This window comes from Streptomyces sp. NPDC079167 (assembly GCF_040686735.1).
GTDB lineage: Bacteria > Actinomycetota > Actinomycetes > Streptomycetales > Streptomycetaceae > Streptomyces.
The window spans coordinates 44648-65505 of sequence record NZ_JBFBLO010000026.1 but is presented as its reverse complement, the minus strand read 5'-3'; the positions used below and the strand labels follow the sequence as shown (position 1 = coordinate 65505).

General features: G+C 72.7%; 17 protein-coding genes and 1 pseudogene. 12 read left to right on the top strand and 6 right to left on the bottom strand.

Annotation, left to right across the window (positions count from 1 at the left end; translation table 11 throughout):
- Positions 1 to 943: pseudogene (locus AB0P41_RS34140) on the bottom strand (hypothetical protein); the annotation flags it as partial.
- 78 nt (positions 944 to 1021) lie between these two features.
- Here AB0P41_RS34140 and AB0P41_RS34135 point away from each other — a divergent pair.
- Complete coding sequence (locus AB0P41_RS34135) at positions 1022 to 1747, top strand: hypothetical protein (RefSeq protein WP_365935996.1); 726 nt, start codon at positions 1022 to 1024, stop codon at positions 1745 to 1747.
- 78 nt (positions 1748 to 1825) lie between these two features.
- On the opposite strand, the gene AB0P41_RS34130 is transcribed toward AB0P41_RS34135, so the two are convergent.
- The gene (locus AB0P41_RS34130) at positions 1826 to 3106 is read right to left on the bottom strand and encodes a DUF1015 domain-containing protein (RefSeq protein ID WP_365935995.1); all 1281 of its coding nucleotides are present in this window, start codon (positions 3104 to 3106) and stop codon (positions 1826 to 1828) included.
- Between the two features lie 72 nt (positions 3107 to 3178).
- Between AB0P41_RS34130 and AB0P41_RS34125 the strand changes: the two genes are divergently transcribed.
- From AB0P41_RS34125 to AB0P41_RS34110, 4 genes are all read left to right on the top strand, one after another.
- Positions 3179 to 4207, top strand: a complete 1029-nt coding sequence (locus AB0P41_RS34125; protein WP_365935994.1) for an HAD hydrolase-like protein — start codon at positions 3179 to 3181, stop codon at positions 4205 to 4207.
- A 191-nt stretch (positions 4208 to 4398) separates the two neighbouring features.
- Entirely contained in the window at positions 4399 to 5400 is a 1002-nt protein-coding gene (locus AB0P41_RS34120; protein ID WP_365935998.1) for an iron chelate uptake ABC transporter family permease subunit, read from the top strand.
- Complete coding sequence (locus AB0P41_RS34115) at positions 5397 to 6455, top strand: iron chelate uptake ABC transporter family permease subunit (RefSeq protein ID WP_365935993.1); 1059 nt, start codon at positions 5397 to 5399, stop codon at positions 6453 to 6455. Before AB0P41_RS34120 ends, AB0P41_RS34115 begins: the two co-directional genes overlap by 4 nt.
- 56 nt (positions 6456 to 6511) lie before the next feature.
- Positions 6512 to 7315 carry an ABC transporter ATP-binding protein gene (locus tag AB0P41_RS34110; RefSeq protein ID WP_365935992.1) on the top strand — a complete coding sequence of 268 codons (804 nt, stop codon included), beginning with the start codon at positions 6512 to 6514 and terminating at the stop codon, positions 7313 to 7315.
- Between the two features lie 12 nt (positions 7316 to 7327).
- Here the strand turns inward: AB0P41_RS34110 and AB0P41_RS34105 are convergent, their stop codons facing one another.
- A complete protein-coding gene (locus AB0P41_RS34105; RefSeq protein WP_365935991.1) occupies positions 7328 to 7675 on the bottom strand; it encodes an SCP2 sterol-binding domain-containing protein in 348 nt (115 codons plus the stop codon).
- A gap of 54 nt (positions 7676 to 7729) precedes the next feature.
- Here AB0P41_RS34105 and AB0P41_RS34100 point away from each other — a divergent pair, with 54 nt between their 5' ends.
- From AB0P41_RS34100 to AB0P41_RS34080, 5 genes are all read left to right on the top strand, one after another.
- Entirely contained in the window at positions 7730 to 8020 is a 291-nt protein-coding gene (locus AB0P41_RS34100) for a hypothetical protein (protein WP_356716303.1), read from the top strand.
- Positions 8021 to 8027: 7 nt separating this feature from the next.
- Entirely contained in the window at positions 8028 to 8843 is an 816-nt protein-coding gene (locus tag AB0P41_RS34095) for a TlyA family RNA methyltransferase (protein WP_356716283.1), read from the top strand.
- The gene (locus AB0P41_RS34090; RefSeq protein WP_356716281.1) at positions 8840 to 9763 is read left to right on the top strand and encodes an NAD kinase; all 924 of its coding nucleotides are present in this window, start codon (positions 8840 to 8842) and stop codon (positions 9761 to 9763) included. Before AB0P41_RS34095 ends, AB0P41_RS34090 begins: the two co-directional genes overlap by 4 nt.
- 83 nt (positions 9764 to 9846) lie before the next feature.
- The gene (gene recN, locus AB0P41_RS34085) at positions 9847 to 11601 is read left to right on the top strand and encodes a DNA repair protein RecN (protein ID WP_365935990.1); all 1755 of its coding nucleotides are present in this window, start codon (positions 9847 to 9849) and stop codon (positions 11599 to 11601) included.
- A gap of 175 nt (positions 11602 to 11776) precedes the next feature.
- On the top strand, positions 11777 to 12847 hold the full coding sequence (locus AB0P41_RS34080) for a glycosyltransferase family 4 protein (protein WP_365935989.1): 1071 nt from the start codon (positions 11777 to 11779) through the stop codon (positions 12845 to 12847).
- Here AB0P41_RS34080 and AB0P41_RS34075 read toward each other — a convergent pair.
- From AB0P41_RS34075 to AB0P41_RS34065, 3 genes are all read right to left on the bottom strand, one after another.
- A complete protein-coding gene (locus AB0P41_RS34075; protein WP_365935988.1) occupies positions 12841 to 14466 on the bottom strand; it encodes a PucR family transcriptional regulator in 1626 nt (541 codons plus the stop codon). The genes AB0P41_RS34080 and AB0P41_RS34075 overlap by 7 nt on opposite strands.
- A 103-nt stretch (positions 14467 to 14569) precedes the next feature.
- Positions 14570 to 15967: an FAD-binding oxidoreductase gene (locus AB0P41_RS34070; protein WP_365935987.1), complete on the bottom strand. Its 1398-nt coding sequence runs from the start codon at positions 15965 to 15967 to the stop codon at positions 14570 to 14572.
- Positions 15968 to 16062: 95 nt separating this feature from the next.
- Positions 16063 to 17865, bottom strand: coding sequence for a glycoside hydrolase family 15 protein (locus AB0P41_RS34065; RefSeq protein WP_356716302.1), 1803 nt, complete (start codon positions 17863 to 17865; stop codon positions 16063 to 16065).
- Positions 17866 to 18302: 437 nt separating this feature from the next.
- Here AB0P41_RS34065 and AB0P41_RS34060 point away from each other — a divergent pair, with 437 nt between their 5' ends.
- Complete coding sequence (locus AB0P41_RS34060) at positions 18303 to 19976, top strand: CTP synthase (protein ID WP_356716273.1); 1674 nt, start codon at positions 18303 to 18305, stop codon at positions 19974 to 19976.
- 77 nt (positions 19977 to 20053) lie between these two features.
- Positions 20054 to 20680, top strand: coding sequence for an NUDIX hydrolase (locus AB0P41_RS34055; RefSeq protein ID WP_365935986.1), 627 nt, complete (start codon positions 20054 to 20056; stop codon positions 20678 to 20680).
- Positions 20681 to 20858 lie beyond the last annotated feature (178 nt).

Below are 20858 nucleotides of genomic sequence, written 5' to 3'. Positions count from 1 at the left end.
CCGCGGTGGTCAGCGTGATGACCGTGGTGGCCGTCCGGCCGGTGGTGGTTTCGAGCGCCGTGACGACCGGCCGCGTGGCCCCCGTCGCGACGACGACCGCCCCGGCGGTTTCCGCCGCGACGACAGCCGCGGTGGCAGCACCGGCGGCGGTTTCCGCCGCGATGACAACCGTGGTGGCAGCGGCGGTAGCGGTTTCCGTCGCGACGACCGTGACCGTGGTCCTCGCCGTGACGACAACCGTGGTGCCGGCGCCGGCGGTGGCGGTTTCCGTCGTGATGACCGGGCTCCGCGTCGTGAGGACGACCGTGGTGGTTACCGCGGTGGTCAGCGTGACGATCGTGGTGGCCGTCCGGCCGGTGGTGGTTTCGAGCGCCGTGACGACCGGCCGCGTGGCCCCCGTCGCGACGACGACCGCCCCGGCGGTTTCCGCCGCGACGACAGCCGTGGTGGCAGCACCGGTGGCGGTTTCCGCCGTGACGACAGCCGAGGCGGCAGCGGCGGTGGCGGTTTCCGCCGTGACGACCGTGACCGTGCTCCGCGCCGCGATGACGACCGGCCGAGCAACTTCCGTCGTGATGACCGGGCTCCGCGTCGCGAGGACGACCGTGGTGGTTACCGCGCTGGTCAGCGTGATGACCGTGGTGGCCGTCCGGCCGGTGGTGGTTTCGAGCGCCGTGACGACCGGCCGCGTGGCCCCCGTCGCGACGACGACCGCCCCGGCGGCTTCCGCCGCGACGACAACCGTGGTGGCAGCACCGGCGGCGGCTTCCGCCGCGACGACAGCCGAGGCGGCGGCGATCGCGGTCCGCGTCGTGACAACGACCGGGGCAACGACCGCGGTGGCTACCGAGGCCGCGACGACCGCGGTGGCTACCAGGGCCGCGACGACCGTGACCGTGAGCCGATCAAGCGGCTTCCCATCCCGGACGACGTCACCGGCCACGAGATCGACAAGGATGTCCGGCAGGAGCTGTACAGCCTGCCGAAGACCCTGGCCGAGGACGTTGCACGGAACCTCGTGATGGTGGCCCGTCTCCTCGACGAGGACCCGGAGCAGGCCTACGCATACTCGCGTATCGCACTGCGTCTGGCCTCGCGTGTCGCAGCGGTCCGTGAGGCTGCCGGCTTCGCCGCGTACGCGACGCAGAAGTATGCGGAGGCACTGGCAGAGTTCAGGGCGTCCCGTCGCATGACCGGCTCCGTGGACCTGTGGCCCGTCATGGCCGACTGCGAGCGTGGACTCGGCAGGCCCGAGCGGGCGATGGACATGGCCGGTGGACCCGAGGTCCAGAAGCTGGACAAGGCCGGCCAGGTCGAGATGCGCTTGGTCGCCGCCGGAGCCCGCAGGGACATGGGCCAGATCGACGCGGCAATCGTCACGCTGCAGGGCCCGGAGCTCGCCTCCAGCGCCGTCCACTCGTGGACCCCGCGCCTGCGGTACGCGTACGCGGACGCGCTCCTGGAAGCAGGGCGCGAGGACGAGGCACGTGAGTGGTTCGGCAAGGCCCTCGAGGCGGACAAGGACGGCGCGACCGATGCGTCGGACCGGCTCGCCGCGCTCGACGGTGTGGAGTTCGTCGACGCCATGGGCGAGGACGACGAGCACCCGGCCGTGGTCGTGGCCGAGGCGCCGGGCGCCGAGGAGCAGGACGACGAGGACGACGGTGTCGAGGAGTACTACGACGACGACGACCTGGAAATCGAAGAAGTCGAGGACGACGACGCGGATGGCTCCGCGAAGGCGTGAGTGCGTAAGCGCTGAAGGCTGACAGAAGAGGGCGGCACCCGTGACGGGTGCCGCCCTCTTCTGTTTGCTGCCCGTTCCTCAGTCCGTGTCGAGAGTGCGCAGGACGAGTCCCGTGGCCGGCTTGGGGCCGAACGAGGTCGACTTACGGGGCATGGTGACGCCCTGTCTGGCCAGGTCCCGGACGACGTCCTCGCCGACCGGGTGCATCAGCACTGCCGTGGCATTGTGCCGCTCTGCCTGCTCGACGGCCGCCGCGGTGTCGTGGATGTACGCGATGTGCTCCGGGGCGTCGGGAATCCTCCAGACGTGGTCCAGGAGTGTGGAGTGCAACACGGTCGCGTCCAGTGCGCGCCAGGCTGCCGGCCGGTCCGCACGAACCGTGCGGCTGAGGAGATCTCCGTCCGGCCGGTCGACGAGGTGGAAACGGCCGTCGCCCGCGAGCAGAAAGGCGTTGCCCTCCGCGGCGGCCTCGGTGAGTGCGTCGAGGCCCCGGGGGAGCGGTCCCTCGATCTCCCTGACCCGGAAGCGCCCGTCGAGGGCGCGGAGCGCCTGGGGGACCGGAAGGCGGTGCAGCAGCCGGTGGATGGCGCGGACCCGGAGCGGATAGCGGGCGGTGTCGACGAGCAGGACGAGACCGAAGTCCCAGGGCCCGGGGACGGACTGCTCCCGCTGGAGCCGCAGATAGGTGGCCCAGCGGTGGTGGCCGTCGGCGATCAGGGCCTGGCGGTGGGAGAGATCGGCCTCGATCTCCGCCCGCTCCGCAGGGTCGGAGACGGCCCAGAGACGGTGGCTGAAACCGTCCTCGGTCGTCGTGGTGAGGAGCGGAAGACGCTCCACCACCCGCTCGATGACGGCCGTCGTGCCGCCCGGCCCGCCGTCTCCCGCATAGCTCAGGAGCAGAGGTTCGAGGTGTGCGGCCGCGGTACGCATCAGGTCGGCGCGGTCCTCCACGACATCGGCCATGACGTCCTCGTGCGGCAGCACCACGCCTTCCGACGCGGGGGAGAGGGCCAGGGCCCCGATCACACCGCGCTGGAGGATGTCACCGGCCCGCTGTTCGTAGACGTAGAGCACGGGCACCGGGTCGGGGGCGAGCACCCCCTCCGCGAGCCACCGCTTCAGTGTGTCGGCGGCCTGCCGGTGGCGTGCTGCTGCCGTACCGGCCTGCGGGAGGATCAGCCGGACGATGTTGTGCGGGTCCGCGGACTCCAGGTGGTGCAGTCCGTCGGGCCGGACGACGACGTCGTACGGAGGCGAGGTCACCGCCGCGAGGCTGCCGACCCGTTCGGGGACGTACCGCAGTCCGCGGAAGGCGACCAGCCGCAGTCCCTCGCCGGCAGCGGGCCCGGATGTGTTCATTTGTGCATCGTATGTGCGCTCCCGCGATGCGCGATGATCGGGGGAGAAGCATGGAAAGAGGAGCGTACGCATATGAGTCAGCAGTACAGGTCCCGGCCGCTCGGAAGCGGTGTGGCGCTGAGTGAGGCGTACGACACGGCCCTGCTCGATCTCGACGGGGTGGTGTACGCGGGCGGGCACGCCATCGTCCACGCCGTGGAGTCGCTGGGCAGTGCGCGCGCGGGCGGCATGCGTCTCGCGTACGTGACGAACAACGCGCTGCGGACGCCGGACGCGGTGGCGGAGCACCTGACCGAGCTCGGTGTGCCGGCCGACGCCGCCGATGTGATCACGTCGGCGCAGGCGGTGGCCCGGCTGATGGCCGATCAGCTGCCGTCCGGGGCCAAGGTCCTCGTGGTCGGGGGCGAGGGGCTCCGGGTCGCGCTGCGCGAGCGCGGCCTGGTGCCGGTGGAGTCGGCGGACGACGAACCCGTCGCCGTGGCGCAGGGGTTCGGCGGGCCCGATCTGGCCTGGGGCCGCTTCTCCGAGGCGGCGTACGCGATCTCGCGCGGGGCCGTGTGGTTCGCGTCGAACACGGACCTGACGATCCCCGGCGCCCGTGGCATCGCTCCCGGCAACGGCGCCGCCGTCGAGGTCGTACGGATCGCGACCGGTGCCGAGCCGCAGGTCGCGGGCAAGCCGTTGCCGCCGATGCACCGCGAGACCGTGCTGCGGACCGGGGCGAAGCGGCCGCTGGTCGTCGGGGACCGGCTGGACACGGACATCGAGGGCGCGTTCAACGGCGGCGTGGACTCGCTGCTCGTCCTCACCGGGGTGACCGACGCGGCGCAGCTGATCGCCGCCGAACCCAAGTACCGCCCGACCTATGTGGACCGGGACCTGCGGGGCCTGCTCACCGGGCAGCCCGAGGTGTCGGAGGAGGACGGCGCGTTCCGCTGCGGCGGGTGGACGGCCGTGGTGCGTGGGGACATGCTCGTCCTGGAAGGTGACGGCGACGCGATCGACGGGCTGCGGGCCCTGTGCGGAGCGGCCTGGACGCATGCCGGGGACGGCTCGTGCGGGCTGGACACGGGGAAGGCCGTGGCCAGACTCGGACTGTAGCGGCGAGGAACTCGCCCGCGCGGTGGTGAATTCCGCCCGGCACGCTCCACGGAGCGGATCCGGGCGGCCCGCGCAGCGGATGTCTCGGCTCCCATGGTGGCCGAAACCAGAGGGTAGGCTACCCTAACCCGGTGTTGGTAGAGAGTCCTTCCGAAACGAACGCCGGTACCGCGGCAGCGCCGGACGAGCCCGTGCGCTCCGGGCGCCACGCGGTGCGAGCCGTGGGGCTGCTGGTCGCCGTGGGCGTGCTGGTCCTGGTGTGCCTCGCGAGTATCGCGATCGGCGCCAAGGCGCTGCCCGTCTCCGAGGTGTGGCACGGTCTGTTCCACTACTCGGGCACCAACGGCGACGTCCTCGTGCGGGATGTACGGGTTCCGCGCACCGTGCTGGGGCTGATCGTCGGGGCAGCTCTGGGGCTGGCCGGCGCCGTGATGCAGGCGCTGACCCGCAACCCGCTCGCCGAGCCCGGTCTGCTGGGTGTCAACGCCGGCGCGGCTGCGGCTGTCGTCTCCGCCATCACCTTCCTCGGCGTCACCTCGCTCACCGGATACGTCTGGTTCGCGTTCGGCGGCGCCGCGATCGTCTCCGTCGCGGTGTACCTGCTCGGCGGCAGCCGGTCCGCGAACCCCGTACGGCTGGCGCTCGCCGGCACGGCGGTCACCGCCGCGCTCTACGGTTACGTCAACGCGGTGCAGCTGCTGGACTCGGCGGCCCTGGACCGGCTGCGCTTCTGGACCGTGGGGTCGCTGGCCTCCGCGAACCCGGAGACCGTCGGCAAGGTGTGGCCGTTCATCGCCCTCGGCGTGCTGCTGGCCCTGGCCATCGCCCGGCCGCTCAACGCGCTGGAGATGGGCGACGACACGGCCAGGGCGCTCGGCGCGCACCTGACCCGTACACGCGTCCTCGCGATGGTGGCCGTCACCCTGCTCTGCGGGGCGGCGACCGCCGCGTGCGGGCCGATCGTCTTCATCGGGCTGATGATCCCGCACCTGGTCCGCACCATCACCGGCCCGGACATGCGGTGGATCCTGCCCTACGCCGCCGTCCTCGCGCCCGTGCTGCTCCTCGGCGCCGACGTGGTGGGCAGAGTCGTCGCCCGTCCCGCCGAGCTCCAGGTCGGCATCGTCACCGCGCTGCTGGGCGGGCCCGTCTTCATCCATCTCGTACGCCGCAAGAGGATGGCCCAGCTGTGAAGGCCGCACAGGACACCACGAGGACCGTCCACGCCGTGCGGACGGCCGGCGGGCTCTCCTTCCGCGTGGACGCACGGGCGTTCGCCGTGATCGCGCTGCTCGTCGCGGCGGCCGCCTTCGCCGCCGTGGTGCTGATCGGCAGCGGCGACTACTCGATGTCGCCCGGTCAGGTCGTCACCACGCTGTTCGGCAACGGGACCTTCCAGCAGGAGTTCATCGTCACCGAACTGCGGCTGCCCAGGGTCCTCGTCGGGCTGCTCGTCGGCGCCGCGCTCGGGGTCGGCGGCGCCGTCTTCCAGAGCGTCTCCCGCAACCCGCTCGGCAGCCCGGACGTCCTCGGCTTCGGCCAGGGCTCCGCGGTCGGCGCCCTCATCGTGATCGTGCTCTTCCACGGCGGGCCCACCGAGGTCGCCGCGGGCGCCGTCGTCGGCGGCCTCCTGACGGGCGTCGCCGTCTACCTGCTGGCCTGGAAGCGCGGGGTGCACGGCTACCGGCTCGTCCTGGTCGGCATCGGTGCCGCCGCGATGCTCACCGCCGCGACCCACTACCTGATCACCAAGGCGAACCTCGTCGACGCCACCCGAGCCGTCGTCTGGATGACCGGCTCGCTGGACGGCAGGGACTGGGCGCAGGTCTGGCCGCTCCTCGCGGTCTGCTGCGTCCTGATCCCTCTGGTCCTCGGCCACGGGCGGGCGCTGCGCATGATCGAGATGGGCGACGACTCCGCCCACTCCCTGGGCGTACGGGTGGAACGCACCCGGCTCGTCCTGCTGGGCTGCGCCGTGCTGCTCGTCGCCGTCGCCACCGCCGCCGCCGGGCCCATCGTCTTCGTCTCGCTCAGCGCCCCGCAGGTCGCCCGCCGTCTCACCCGCGCGCCCGGCCCCAACCTGGCCGCCGCGGCCGCCACGGGGGCGGCCCTGCTGCTCGTCGCCGACTGGACCGCCATGAACGCCTTCGGGGACCGCCAGCTCCCGGTGGGCGTCGTCACCGGCGTGCTCGGCGGCTGCTACCTGCTGTGGCTCCTCGTGTCCGAGCGCAGGGCGGGCCGCATATGAAGCCGGGCGGAGCGCATCCCTCGCAGACCCATCCCACCGACTCCGGGAGTACGACCATGCAGCGCCTCACCGCGGACTCGGTGACCCTCGGCTACGACCAGCGGGTCATCGCGGAGGACCTCTCGGTCGAGATCCCCGACAACTCGTTCACCGTCATCGTCGGCCCCAACGCGTGCGGCAAGTCGACCCTGCTGCGCGCCCTCTCCCGGATGCTGAAGCCGAACGCGGGGGACGTGCTGCTGGACGGGCAGTCCATCCACCGGATGCCCGCGAAGAAGGTCGCCAGGACGCTCGGCCTGCTGCCCCAGTCCTCCATAGCCCCGGACGGCATCACCGTCGCCGACCTCGTCTCACGTGGCCGCTACCCCCACCAGGGGCTGCTGCGCCAGTGGTCACCCGAGGACGAGCGGATCGTGAAGGAGTCCATGGAGTCGACCGGTGTCGGCGAGCTCGCCGACCGTTACGTCGACGAACTGTCCGGCGGCCAGCGCCAGCGGGTCTGGATCGCCATGGCCCTGGCCCAGCAGACCCCGCTCCTGCTGCTGGACGAGCCGACGACGTATCTCGACATCCAGCACCAGATCGACGTGCTCGACCTCTGCGCGGAGCTCCACGAGACGCAGGGCCGCACACTCGTCGCCGTGCTCCACGACCTCAATCACGCCGCCCGGTACGCCACCCACCTCATCGCCATGCGCGAGGGCGCGGTCATCGCCGAGGGCGCGCCCGGTGACGTCGTCACCGCGCAGCTCGTGGAGGAGGTCTTCGGGATGCGGTGCCAGGTCATCGAGGACCCGGAGACGGGGACGCCGCTCGTGGTCCCCGCCGCCCGCCGCAAGCGCAGGGCGGCCTCCGTCTGAGGCCGCCGCCGGTCACAGCAGCGACTTGAGCTTCAGCAGATCGCGGAAGCCGGCCTCCAGCCGCACCCGGCCGGACGCCCAGGCCTTCGCGAAGTTCAGCTCGCCGTCGACCATGGCCACCAGGTCGTCCCCGGTCATGGCGAGACGGATCTCGGCCTTCTCCAGGGGCGGGCCGTCGTGCGTGTCGAGCACCCGGATCCGGCCGTTCGCCAGCCGTCCGGTGAACGTCACATCGAGATCCCTGATGTGGCAGCTCAGCGAGCGGTCGAGGTCGGCGGCGCCGCGGACGTCGCCGTCCGCCCCCGCCAGATTGTCGGAAAGTGTGTCGAGTGCGCTGCGGCACTCCGCCATGGTCGCCATCGTCACCGACGGTACACCGGCCCTTCGGGGTAGCGTTCCCGCATGAGCGACTGGATGCCGGGGCCGGACACGACGCAGCAGGGTGAGGCGGCCGAAGCGGACGCGGCGCCTCCCGCGCCCGCCTTCGACCCCGCCCCGCCCGCACCCCTCGGCATCGCACGCACCCCCACGGGGCACGCCGGTGTCGACGCGCGGCTGGAGCGGCTGGCCGACGCCGACCACCTCGCGGCGGACGGCCACACCGAGGTGTACGAGGATGTACACCGTGGGCTGCGTGACGAACTCACCGCGCTGGACGCACGGCCCGCACCCGCACCGACACCCGCGCACGACAACAGGAGCTGAACGAGAAGTGGCAGGAGTGGCACGTCGCCGCCTCGACGCCGAGCTGGTGCGCCGCAAGCTCGCCCGCTCGCGCGAACACGCGAGCCAGCTGATCGCGGCGGGGCGGGTGACCGTCGGCGGGAACACCGCGACCAAGCCGGCCACCCAGGTCGAGACCAGCGCCGCCGTCGTCGTCGTCAAGGACGACAGCGACCCCGAGTACGTCTCGCGCGGCGGGCACAAACTCGCGGGCGCCCTCGCCGCCTTCGAGCCCCTGGGCCTGAAGGTCGAAGGCCGGCGGGCACTGGACGCGGGGGCCTCGACCGGGGGCTTCACCGATGTGCTGCTCCGGGCCGGCGCGGGACATGTCGTGGCGGTGGACGTCGGCTACGGACAGCTCGCCTGGTCCCTGCAGTCCGATGAACGCGTCACCGTCAAGGACCGTACCAACGTACGCGAGTTGACGGTGGAGCAGATCGACGGAAAGCCGGTGGACCTGGTGGTGGGAGACCTCTCGTTCATCCCGCTCGGCCTCGTCCTGCCCGCCCTCGCCCGCTGCACCGCCCCCGGCGCCGACCTGGTGCTGATGGTCAAGCCGCAGTTCGAGGTGGGCAAGGAACGCCTCGGCAGCGGCGGTGTGGTCCGCAGCCCCGAGCTCCGGGCCGAAGCCGTACGGGAAGTGGCGCGACGGGCCGGTCTGCTCGGCCTCGGTGTCCTGGGGGTCACGGCGAGCCCGCTGCCGGGCCCGTCGGGAAACGTCGAGTATTTTCTGTGGCTGCGGGCCGGCGCACCTGAGCTGGATCCCGCGGACGTCGACCGCGCAGTGGCGGAGGGGCCCCGTTGACAACACAAGCGGCACAACCAGGGAACGCGGAACGCACCGTCTTCCTGCTCGCGCACACCGGCCGCCCGGCCGCGATCCGCAGCGCCGAACTCGTCGTCCAGGGGCTGCTGCGCAACGGCCTCGGCGTCCGGGCGCTGGCCGCGGAGGCGCAGGACCTGCCGCTGCCCTCGTCCGTGGTCACGGTCACGGACGCGACGACCGCGGCCGTGGACGGCTGCGAACTCCTGATCGTGCTCGGCGGGGACGGGACGCTGCTGCGCGGAGCCGAGATCTCCCGTGCCTCCGGCGTGCCGATGCTCGGGGTCAACCTCGGGCGGGTCGGCTTCCTCGCCGAGGCCGAGCGTGACGACCTGGACCAGGTCGTCGACCGCGTCGTCACCCGGGCCTACCAGGTCGAGGAGCGGATGACGCTCGACGTCGTCGTGCACAGCAACGGCGACGTCGTGCACACCGACTGGGCGCTCAACGAGGCCGCCGTCCAGAAGGTCTCGCCCGAGCGGATGCTCGAAGTGGTCCTGGAGATCGACGGCCGTCCGGTGACCGGCTTCGGATGTGACGGGATCGTCTGCGCCACCCCGACCGGCTCGACCGCGTACGCCTTCTCGGCGGGCGGCCCCGTCGTCTGGCCGGAGGTCGAGGCACTGCTCATGGTGCCGATCAGCGCCCACGCGCTGTTCGCGAAGCCCCTGGTGACCTCGCCCGACTCGGTGCTGGCCGTGGAGGTCCAGCCGCACACCCCGCACGGGGTGCTGTGGTGCGACGGCCGGCGGACGGTCGAGCTGCCCGCGGGGGCCAGGGTGGAGGTGCGGCGCGGCGCGGTGCCCGTACGGCTCGCGCGGCTGCACCAGGCGTCGTTCACCGACCGTCTGGTGGCCAAGTTCGCACTGCCCGTACAGGGCTGGCGGGGCGCTCCGCACTGAATTCGCGGGCCGCTGTTCACACCCGCGTGAGTGAATCCTCCACCGGGGCCCGTCGCACACCGGGCCCCGGACCTCGTAAGGTCATGTCCGTGTTGGAGGAGATGCGGATACGGTCGCTCGGAGTCATCGACGACGCGGTGGTGGAGCTGTCACCCGGTTTCACCGCGGTGACGGGCGAGACCGGCGCGGGCAAGACCATGGTCGTCACCAGCCTCGGGCTGCTGCTCGGCGGGCGCGCCGACCCCGCCCTGGTGCGGGTCGGTGCCAAGGCCGCGGTCGTCGAGGGGCGGATCACGGTGTCCCGGGGCGACGCGGCCGCGGTGCGCGCCGAGGAGGCCGGGGGCGAGATCGAGGACGGTGCGCTGCTCATCAGCCGTACCGTTTCGGCCGAAGGGCGCTCCCGGGCCCATCTCGGGGGCAGATCCGTGCCCGTGGGGCTGCTCGCCGAGCTCGCCGACGAACTCGTCGCCGTGCACGGCCAGACCGACCAGCAGGGGCTGCTCAAGCCCGCACGGCAGCGCCAGGCGCTGGACCGCTACGCCGGGGGCGGCGTCGAGGGCCCGCACACCAAGTACGCGGCGGCCTACCGTCGGCTCCGCGCGGTCGTCACCGAGCTCGACGAGCTGACCACCCGGGCCAGGGAGCGCGCCCAGGAGGCGGATCTGCTGCGCTTCGGCCTCGACGAGGTCGCCGCCGTGGAGCCGCTGCCCGGCGAGGACACCGAACTCGCCGCGGAGGCCGAGAGGCTCGGCCACGCCGAGGCGCTCGCCTCCGCCGCCGCTCTCGCCCACGCGGCGCTCGCGGGGAACCCGGAGGACCCGGAAGGCGTGGACGCCACCACGGTGGTGGCGGCCGCAGGACAGTCCCTGGACGCCGTAAGGGCCCACGACCCGGCGCTCGCCGCGCTCGCCGACCGGATCGGCGAGATCTCGATCCTGCTCGCCGACGTGGCCGGGGAGCTCGCCGGATACGCCGACCAGCTCGACGCCGACCCGCTGCGGCTCGCGGCCGTGGAGGAACGGCGCGCGGCGCTCACCACGCTCACCCGGAAGTACGGCCGGGCCGGTGGGGACACAGCCTCCGTGCTCGCCTGGGCCGAGGACGGTGCCTCCCGGCTGACCGAACTCGAGGGCGACGACGACCGTATCGGTGAGCTCACGGCGGAGCGTGACGCGCTGCGCGCCGAGCTGTCCGCCCTCGGCCAGGAGCTGACCGACGCGCGGACGGAGGCGGCGGCGCGCTTCGCCGAAGCCGTCACCGAGGAGCTGGCCTCGCTCGCCATGCCGCACGCCAGGGTCTCCTTCGCCATCAGGCAGACCGAGGCGCCCGACGAGGGGTCCGGCATCGACATCGGCGGCCGCAGCGTGCTCTACGGGCCCTCCGGCGCCGACGAGGTGGAACTCCTGCTGGCGCCGCACCCCGGCGCCCAGCCCCGGCCGATCGCCAAGGGCGCCTCCGGCGGTGAGCTGTCCCGGGTGATGCTCGCGGTCGAGGTGGTCTTCGCGGGCTCCGACCCCGTGCCGACGTACCTCTTCGACGAGGTCGACGCGGGCGTCGGCGGCAAGGCGGCCGTCGAGGTCGGCCGGCGGCTGGCGAAGCTCGCCAGGTCGGCGCAGGTCGTCGTGGTCACCCACCTGCCGCAGGTGGCGGCCTTCGCCGACCGGCAGCTGCTGGTCGAGAAGACCGTGGACGGATCGGTGACCAGGAGCGGCGTCACGGTCCTCGAAGGTGAGGACCGGGTGCGGGAACTCTCCCGGATGCTCGCAGGCCAGGAGGACTCCGAGACCGCCCGGGCACACGCCGAGGAGCTGCTGGAGACCGCGCGAGCGGACGGTTGACGACCCGCCGCCGTCAGCCCCGCGCCGCCCGCCTCACTCGTACGGGTGAGGCGGGCGGCCCGGCCTTCGACGCGACGACGGGAACAACGTTTCGTCAGTCCCGGAACGTGCGTACGGACTGGCATCCTTGGCGCTGTACTTTCCACCGACTCGGGATCCCCGGGAGCCAATCAACGTGTCACAGCTGCGTACGGTCCAAGTCCTGGGCGGCGGTGCCGGAAGCAGCGCTCATGTCAGCTCGCTCGCCGCAGGTCTGATCGCCAGAGGCGTGCAGGTCACCGTCTGCGCCCCGGCCGGCGCCGGCCGCACCCACGGCCTCCCCGCGACGGGCGCCCGCTTCGTCGCGGTGCCCCGGCGCAGCGACCCCGCGGCCGTCGCCGCCCTCCGCACCGCCTGCACCGGGGCGGACATCGTCCACGCCCACGGACTGCACGCCGCCGTACGCGCCCGGATCGCCCTCAGCGGCCGGGGCGTTCCCCTGGTCGTGACCTGGCACACGCGCACCCACGCCGACGGGGCCCGCGGCAGGCTGCTGCGGCTGCTGGAGCGCAGGGCCGCCCGTGCGGCCGCCGTCGTCCTGGGCACCTCCTGGGAGCTGGTCGACCGGGCCCGCCGCCGGGGCGCCAGGGACGCCCGGCTGGCACCGGCCGCGATCCCGGCGAGCCGCTTCGCGTACGCCCCCGACGAGGGCAAGGCGCGCGCCGAACTCGGCGCGGTCGGGAGGCCGTTGCTGGTGTCGGTGGCACAGCACGACCACGGGACACTGCTGGACGCCGCGCGCGGATGGCGTGCGCTGGACCCCGTGCCGCTGCTGGCCGTAGCGGGGGAGGGCCCCCGGACCGGCGCCCTCCGGCGGCGGATCGCCGCGGAGGGGCTGCCCGTCGTCCTCACCGGCGCGGACGGCATCGGTGAGCTCCTCGCCGCCGCCGACGTCGCCGTGCTGTCCGGCCGCGGCGAGGGCGGGCCGCTGCTCGCCCAGGAGGCCCTGCGGCTCGGCGTCCCGCTGGTCGCGGCCCGGGCCGACGGGGTGCCCGAGCTCGTCGGCGAGGCAGCCGAGCTCGTGCCCTACGGGGACGCGGACGCGCTGGCCGGAGCCGTCGTACGACTCCTCGGCGACCCCGGGCGACGGGAGCGGCTCGCCGACTCGGGGCGCGCACAGGCCGCCGGCTGGCCGACCGAGGACGACACCGTCGCCCATGTGCTCTCCGTCTACGACGAGTTGGCGCAGCAGGTGACGGTCTACTGAAGCGTGTGGCGGCGGGCGCGCAGAGCCAGGCTCAGGGCGAGCACCGCCTGCGGGTCGTCCAGGTCCGTGCCGAGCAGTTCACCGATGCGGGCCAGCCGGTTGTAGAGCGTCTGCCGGTTCAGATGCAGCTCGCGCGCGGCCTCCGCCTTGCGGCCCGCGTGGGCGAGGTAGGCCTCCAGGGTGGGCAGCAGGGCGGGACGCGAGGTGCGGTCGTGTTCGCGCAGCGGGCCGATCGCCCGGTCCACGAAGGACGCCAGATCCGGATGGTCCCGCAGCCGCCACAGCAGCAGATCGATGTCCAGGCTGCGCGCGTCGTACCAGGGGCGCTCCCCGAGCCCCTGCGCGGCAGTGGCCGCCTCCGCCGCGTGCCGCAGCCCCGCGCCCGCCGCCGCCCAGCCGCCCGCGGCCCCGACCACCACGACGACCGGGGTGCGGTCACCGGCCCGCTCCAGGCCCGCCCGCCCCGCTCCGGCCCGCAGCGCGGCCGCCACCCGGTCGCCGAGCGCCGCACGGGTGGTCCCCGGGCGCAGCGCCAGCAGCAGCGGGACCCTGCCCTCCACCGGGCGCACCCCCACCAGCACCGGCGCGCCCACCTTCGCGAGCTCCTCCGTCACGGCCCGGGCCAGCAGCGCCCAGCTGCCCGACGGCGCCGGCTCGGGCGCGAGCCTCATCACCACCGGCAGCAGCGGATCCCCGCCGGGCCGGAAGCCCAGCACACCGGCCTGCGCGGGAGCGTCCCCGGGAGCGATCCGGCCCTCGGCGAGATCCGTGAGGAAGTCGCCGCGTCCCCGTGCCGCCACCTCGTCCTCCTGACGGGCCTGCATCAGCACGACCGCCAGGATGCCCGCCGCCCGCTCGGCCGCCATCCGGTGCACCGTCACCAGCGGGCCCGACACCGCGAGCAGCACCAGCCGGGCCCGTACGGAACCGGCCCCGAGGCCACCTCCCGGCACCTCCACCAACAGTGCGCCGGCCGGTGGCGCCTCACGGGCCGCACGGGCCCCGCGCAGCCCTTCCCAGACCTGCAGCGGATCGGCGCCCACCGGCCCGGCGCCCGCGGCGAACAGCAGCCGGCCGTCCGGGGTCTCCAGGAAGACCGGGTTCGCGGCGAATTCCGCCAGGATGCCCAGGACCTGGGGCACCCCGCCGCCCCCGAGCACCGCCCGGGTGCAGCGCCGGTGGACCTCCTCGGCCCGCTGGAGCAGGGCGTAGTGGCCGTTGACGATCTCGGTGTGGATCTCCTCGGTCACCGCCACGAACGGCACCTCACGGTGCAGCTGCACGAGCGGCAGCCCCGCCGTCCTCGCCGCCTCCACGATCGCCGTCGGCAGCCGCTCGAAACGCGCCCCGAGCTCCACGACCAGCGCGGCGATACCGCGGTCGGCCAGCTTGCGGACGTAGGCACGCTGGTCGGCGGGCCTGGAACCCAGGCCGAGGCCCGTGGAGAGCAGCAGTTCCCCGCCCTTGAGGAGCGCGGGGATGTTCGGCGCCTCCCCGGCGTGCACCCAGCGCACCGTCCGGTCCAGCCGGTCCGCGCAGGTCAGCACCTCCGGCAGTCCGGCGCGCAGCCCCGGCAGCTCCAGCGCCCGCCGCACGGTGATCCCGCCCTCTGTCTCCACCGGCTCCGGCCTCGTGCTTCCGTATCGGCGCGTATGCGCTCGTGCCCGTCCGGGGGGCGGGAACGCCCCCGGTCAGGAAGTTACCGGCCCCCGGCCCGGCGCGTCACACCGCTGCCACGGCCGGCTTGACGTTGTGGTTCAGATGGAACACGTTGTCCGGGTCGTAGCGTGCCTTGACCCGGGACAGCCGCTCGTAGGCCTGCTCCCCGAAGCCCGCGACGACCCGCTCCTGGCCCTCCCGCCCGATGAAGTTCAGATAGACGGCGCCGCTCGCCCACGGCATGACCGCCCCGCGCACCCGGCGTACCCACTCCCTGCCCCGCTCGTCGTCCGCCTCCCTCTCCCAGACGCCGAACGGATGCACCGCCCAGGGGGAGGAGCGCCAGGGCACCGGGTAGCCGGCGGGCCCCCGGGCCACCGCGCCGCCCATCGGGAACAGCACGTGCTGTGAGGCGGAGGGGACGGGCATGGTGGCCGCACCGGCGCAGAAGGCGGCCGCGGCCTCGTCGGGGAAGCCGTCCAGATACTCCGCCGACCAGTAGTTCCGCATGCCGGGCGGGTCGTCGAGCATGCACTGCAGGTCCGCGTAGTCGACCGGACCGATCACCTCGGCCTCGCGCTCCAGCGCCAGCAGCGGCGCCGCGACCTCGCGCAGCTCCGCCTCCGTGCCGGCGTGGGTGACCAGGACCGCGCAGACGAGGTGGCCCACCAGGTCCCCGGGCACCCACTCCTCGGGCGGCCCGGTGATGTAGATGCAGGCACCGCCCGTCGCGTCCGGGGCGGACTCCATCACGTCCCGGTACGTACGGACCGCTTCCGGGCCGTTCTCCGGGCGCAGGAGGAGCAGCGCCATGCTCATCGCCGGCAGCTCGTGGAGCCGCAGCGTCAGGGAGGTGACCACCCCGAAATTGCCGCCGCCGCCGTGCAGGGCCCAGAACAGCTCCGGGTTCTCCTGGGCGCTCGTGTGTACGGAGTCGCCGTCGGCCGTGACCAGTTCGGCGGCCAGCAGATTGTCACAGGCCAGTCCGAAGGCCCGCTCCAGCCATCCCGATCCGCCGCCGAGCGTGAAACCGCCGACACCGGTGGTCGAGACCCGCCCGCCCGTGGTCGCCAGGGCGTACGGCTGGGTGGCCCGGTCCAGATCGCCCATGGTGGCTCCGCCGCCGACGCGGGCCGAGCGGGCGTCCCGGTCGACCTCCACCGTGCGCATCCGGCGAAGGTCGATCACCAGACCGCCCTCGCTCAGGGCCATGCCCGCCACGCTGTGACCGCCCCCGCGCACGGCGACCTCCAGGCCCTCCTCGCGTGCGGAGCGGAGCGCCCGCGCGACATCCGCCTCGGAGGCGCACTGGGCCACCACCGCGGGTCTGCGGTCGATCATGCTGTTGAAGACGGTCCGGGCCTCGTCGTATCCCGGGTCACCGGGGACGAGGACCGCGCCGGCGAAACCGGAGCGGAGACCGGCCGGAGCGGACTCCGGAGCCGAGGTGCGGGGCGTCATGGCGTGCCCCCTTCGCAAGGCGTGACAGGGCCCTTCCATCGTAGGTCCGGCCGTGGAAGCCGGCCGTCCCACCGGACCCCGTCACACCCTCCGGATCACCCGACGTACGCCCCGCTGGCCGTCAGCCGCAGCGCCGTGTCGATCAGCGGCACATGGCTGAACGCCTGCGGGAAATTGCCCACCTGGCGCTGGAGCCCGGAGTCCCACTCCTCGGCCAGCAGGCCCAGGTCGTTGCGGAGCGACAGCAGCTTCTCGAAGAGCCGGCGGGCCTCGTCGACCCGGCCGATCATCGCCAGGTCGTCCGCCAGCCAGAACGAGCAGGCCAGGAACGCGCCCTCGTCGCCCTCCAGACCGTCGACACCCGCGTCGTCCCCCTCGGTGGGGTAGCGCAGGACGAAGCCGTCCTCCGTGGAGAGCTCCCGCTGGATCGCCTCGATCGTGCCGATGACGCGCTTGTCGTCGGGCGGCAGGAAGCCCATCTGCGGAATCAGCAGCAGGGACGCGTCCAGCTCCTGCGAGCCGTAGGACTGGGTGAAGGTGTTGCGCTCGGGGTCGTAACCCCGCTCGCAGACATCGCGGTGGATGTCGTCACGCAGCTGGAGCCACCGCTCCAGCGGCCCCTCCGCGTCCCCCGACTCGATGAGCTTGATCGTGCGGTCGACGGCGACCCACGCCATCACCTTCGAGTGCACGAAGTGCCGGCGCGGCCCGCGCACCTCCCAGATGCCCTCGTCCGGCTCGTCCCAGTGCTTCTCCAGATAGCTGATCAGCTTGAGCTGCAGGCCCATGGCGTAGTCGTTGCGGGTCAGCCCCGTCATGTGCGCCAGGTGCAGCGCCTCGGTGACCTCGCCGTACACATCGAGCTGCAGCTGGTTCGCCGCGCCGTTGCCGACCCGGACCGGGCCGGAGTTCTCGTACCCGGGCAGCCAGTCCAGCTCCGCCTCGCCGAGCTCACGCTCACCCGCGATGCCGTACATGATCTGCAGGTTCTCCGGGTCGCCCGCGACGGCCCGCAGCAGCCACTCGCGCCAGGCGCGGGCCTCCTCGCGGTACCCGGTGCGCAGCAGGGACGAGAGCGTGATCGCGGCGTCCCGCAGCCAGGTGTAGCGGTAGTCCCAGTTCCGGGAGCCGCCGATGTCCTCCGGCAGGGAGGTGGTCGGCGCGGCCACGATGCCGCCGGTCGGGGCGTAGGTGAGCGCCTTGAGCGTGATCAGCGAGCGGACCACGGCCTCCCGGTAGGGGCCGTGGTACGTGCACTGCTCGACCCACTCGCGCCAGAAGCTCTCCGTCGCCTCGAGGGAGGACTCCGGCTCCGGCACGCTCGGCGGCTCGTGGTGCGAGGGCTGCCAGCTGATGGTGAACGCGATCCGGTCGCCGGGGGCCACCGTGAAGTCGGAGTACGTCGTCAGGTTCTGGCCGTACGTCTCCGCGTCCGTGTCCAGCCACACCGAGTCGGGCCCCGCGACGGCGACCGTACGGCTGTCGACCTTGTGCACCCAGGGGGTGACCCGGCCGTAGCTGAAACGCATCCGCAGCTCGGAGCGCATCGGCACCCGGCCGCTCACGCCCTCCACGATGCGGATCAGCTGGGGGGCACCGTCGCGCGGCGGCATGAAATCGGTCACGCGGACCGTGCCGCGGGGGGTGTCCCACTCCGATTCCAGGATGAGCGAATCGCCGCGGTAGCGGCGGCGGTCCGCCGCCGGCGGCTCCGCCCCCTCAGGACGGGCAGGTCCCAGCCTCCAGAAGCCGTGCTCCTCGGTACCGAGAAGTCCGGCGAAAATCGCGTGTGAATCGAAGCGGGGCAGACACAGCCAGTCCGCTGTGCCGTCCCGGCAGACCAGGGCTGCGGTCTGCATGTCTCCGATGAGTGCGTAATCCTCGATGCGCCCGGCCACGTGCGTCTCCAGTCGAACGGCCATGTCGCCCCGCAGGGCGCTTACTGCTGGTCAAGGGGTCGTTGTAATAGAACCGACGAGCTCTTGCGCGGGTGAGCGGGCTGGGGTGGAGCCGCTGGGCCGGCCAACTCGGCAGCGAGTGTCCGAGCAGGATACGACGCACCCGGGGGTTCCGCGCGACTGTCCAGCAGTTGTCCGTCGCCTGTCACGGGCGAATGGGTGGGACCTGAAACGGACGTGGTGATCTTGTGTCCGCGCCGGAGGGGCATGGCCGGAAGCGGCCTCCCCTCGTCGCTGTTACCCTGGTAGCCCGTGGACCGGTGGTCGTCCCGACAGTGGACGAGGCCCCCGAACCGCAGCGACGGCGCCCGAAGAAAATCTTCGTCGGCATGCCGGCACGCACCTCACGATCGCGACCACGGGAGCCCCCTTTGGCTATGCAGCCCACATCCACGACGACCAAGCACATCTTCGTCACCGGGGGTGTCGCCTCCTCCCTCGGCAAGGGTCTGACTGCCTCCAGCCTGGGTGCCCTGCTGAAGGCACGTGGCCTGCGGGTCACCATGCAGAAGCTCGACCCCTACCTCAACGTCGACCCCGGCACGATGAACCCCTTCCAGCACGGTGAGGTGTTCGTCACCAACGACGGCGCCGAGACCGACCTGGACATCGGCCACTACGAGCGCTTCCTCGACGTCGACCTCGACGGTTCGGCCAACGTCACGACCGGCCAGGTCTACAACACCGTGATCGCCAAGGAGCGGCGCGGCGAGTACCTCGGCGACACCGTCCAGGTCATCCCGCACATCACCAACGAGATCAAGCACCGCATCCGCCGCATGGCGACCGACGACGTGGACGTCGTCATCACCGAGGTCGGCGGGACGGTCGGCGACATCGAGTCGCTGCCCTTCCTGGAGACGGTCCGCCAGGTCCGCCACGAGGTGGGCCGCGACAACGTCTTCGTCGTGCACATCTCGCTGCTGCCCTACATCGGCCCCTCCGGCGAGCTGAAGACCAAGCCCACCCAGCACTCCGTCGCCGCCCTGCGCAACATCGGTATCCAGCCGGACGCCATCGTGCTGCGCGCCGACCGCGACGTCCCGACCGCCATCAAGCGCAAGATCTCGCTGATGTGCGACGTCGACGAGACCGCCGTGGTGGCCTGCAAGGACGCCCGGTCGATCTACGACATCCCCAAGGTGCTGCACACCGAGGGCCTGGACGCCTATGTCGTCCGCAAGCTCGACCTGCCGTTCCGCGACGTCGACTGGACCACCTGGGACGACCTGCTGGACCGTGTCCACAACCCGGACCACGAGGTCACCGTCGCCCTGGTCGGCAAGTACATCGACCTGCCCGACGCCTACCTCTCGGTCACCGAGGCCATCCGGGCCGGCGGCTTCGCGAACAAGGCACGCGTCAAGGTCAAGTGGGTCGCCTCCGACGACTGCAAGACCCCGGCCGGCGCCCGCAAGCAGCTCGGTGACGTCGACGCCGTCTGCATCCCCGGCGGCTTCGGCGAGCGCGGTGTGATCGGCAAGGTCGGCGCCATCCAGTACGCCCGCGAGAACAAGGTGCCGCTGCTCGGCCTCTGCCTCGGCCTCCAGTGCATCGTGATCGAGGCCGCGCGGAACCTCGCCGGGATCGCCGACGCCAACTCCACCGAGTTCGACGCTGCCACGGCCCACCCCGTCATCTCGACGATGGAGGAGCAGCTCGCGTACGTCGAGGGCGCGGGCGACCTGGGCGGCACCATGCGGCTCGGCATGTACCCGGCGAAGCTCGCCGAGGGCTCCCTGGTCCGCGAGGCCTACGCCGACGAGCCGTACGTCGAGGAGCGCCACCGCCACCGCTACGAGGTCAACAACGGCTACCGCGCGGAGCTGGAGAAGAAGGCCGGACTGGTCTTCTCGGGCACCTCCCCGGACAACAAGCTCGTCGAGTACGTCGAGTACCCGCGTGAGACGCACCCCTACCTGGTCGCCACCCAGGCGCACCCGGAGCTGCGCTCCCGCCCCACCCGCCCCCACCCGCTCTTCGCCGGCCTGGTGAAGGCCGCCGTGGAGCGCAAGGTCGCGGCAGCGCGGACGCCCGGCGCCGACGCGTAAGGCGATACGGTTGACCGGGGTACGGGTCCCTCACGGGACGCGTGCCCCGGTTTCTGTTTGTTCGTGGGAGGACGTACATGGGTTTCCAGGACACGCCCGAGGAGTGGCAGGTCACCGCGACGGTGACGCCCTTCACCGGTAACAAGACCAGCGTCCGCACCGACGACGTCGTGATGCCCGACGGAAGCGTCCACAGCCGCGACTACCAGGTCCACCCCGGCTCGGTGGCCGTCCTCGCGCTCGACGCGGACGGCAGGGTGCTCGTGCTGCGGCAGTACCGGCACCCGGTGCGCCACAAGCTGTGGGAGATCCCGGCGGGGCTGCTCGACGTCCCGGGCGAGAACCCGCTGCACGCCGCGCAGCGCGAGCTCTACGAGGAGGCGCACGTCAAGGCCGAGGACTGGCGGGTGCTGACCGACGTCTACACCACACCGGGCGGCTGCGACGAAGCCGTGCGCATCTTCCTCGCCCGTGACCTCTCCGAGGCCGAGGGTGAACGCTTCGAGGTCGCCGAGGAGGAGGCGGACATGGAGATGGCACGCGTGCCCCTCGATGAGCTCGTGCGGGGCGTGCTCGCCGGTGACCTGCACAACAACTGCCTGGTCGTGGGTGTCCTGTCGCTCACCGCGGTCCTCGCCGGCGACGGGGTGGACTCGCTGCGCCCGGCCGAGGCGCCCTGGCCGGCCCGCCCGTTCGAGGCCTGACCCGGCCCGGCCGGCCCGCCCTCCCGAGGGCGGGCCGCATACCGGTCCGCATACCGGTCCGCATACCGGTCCGCATACCGGGCCGATCGTGGGCCGATCGTACGAAACGCTGATCCGATCGAGGGACGTGTCCGCCACGCTCGGCCGTGATCGCCCGCAGCACTGAACTACGCTCGAA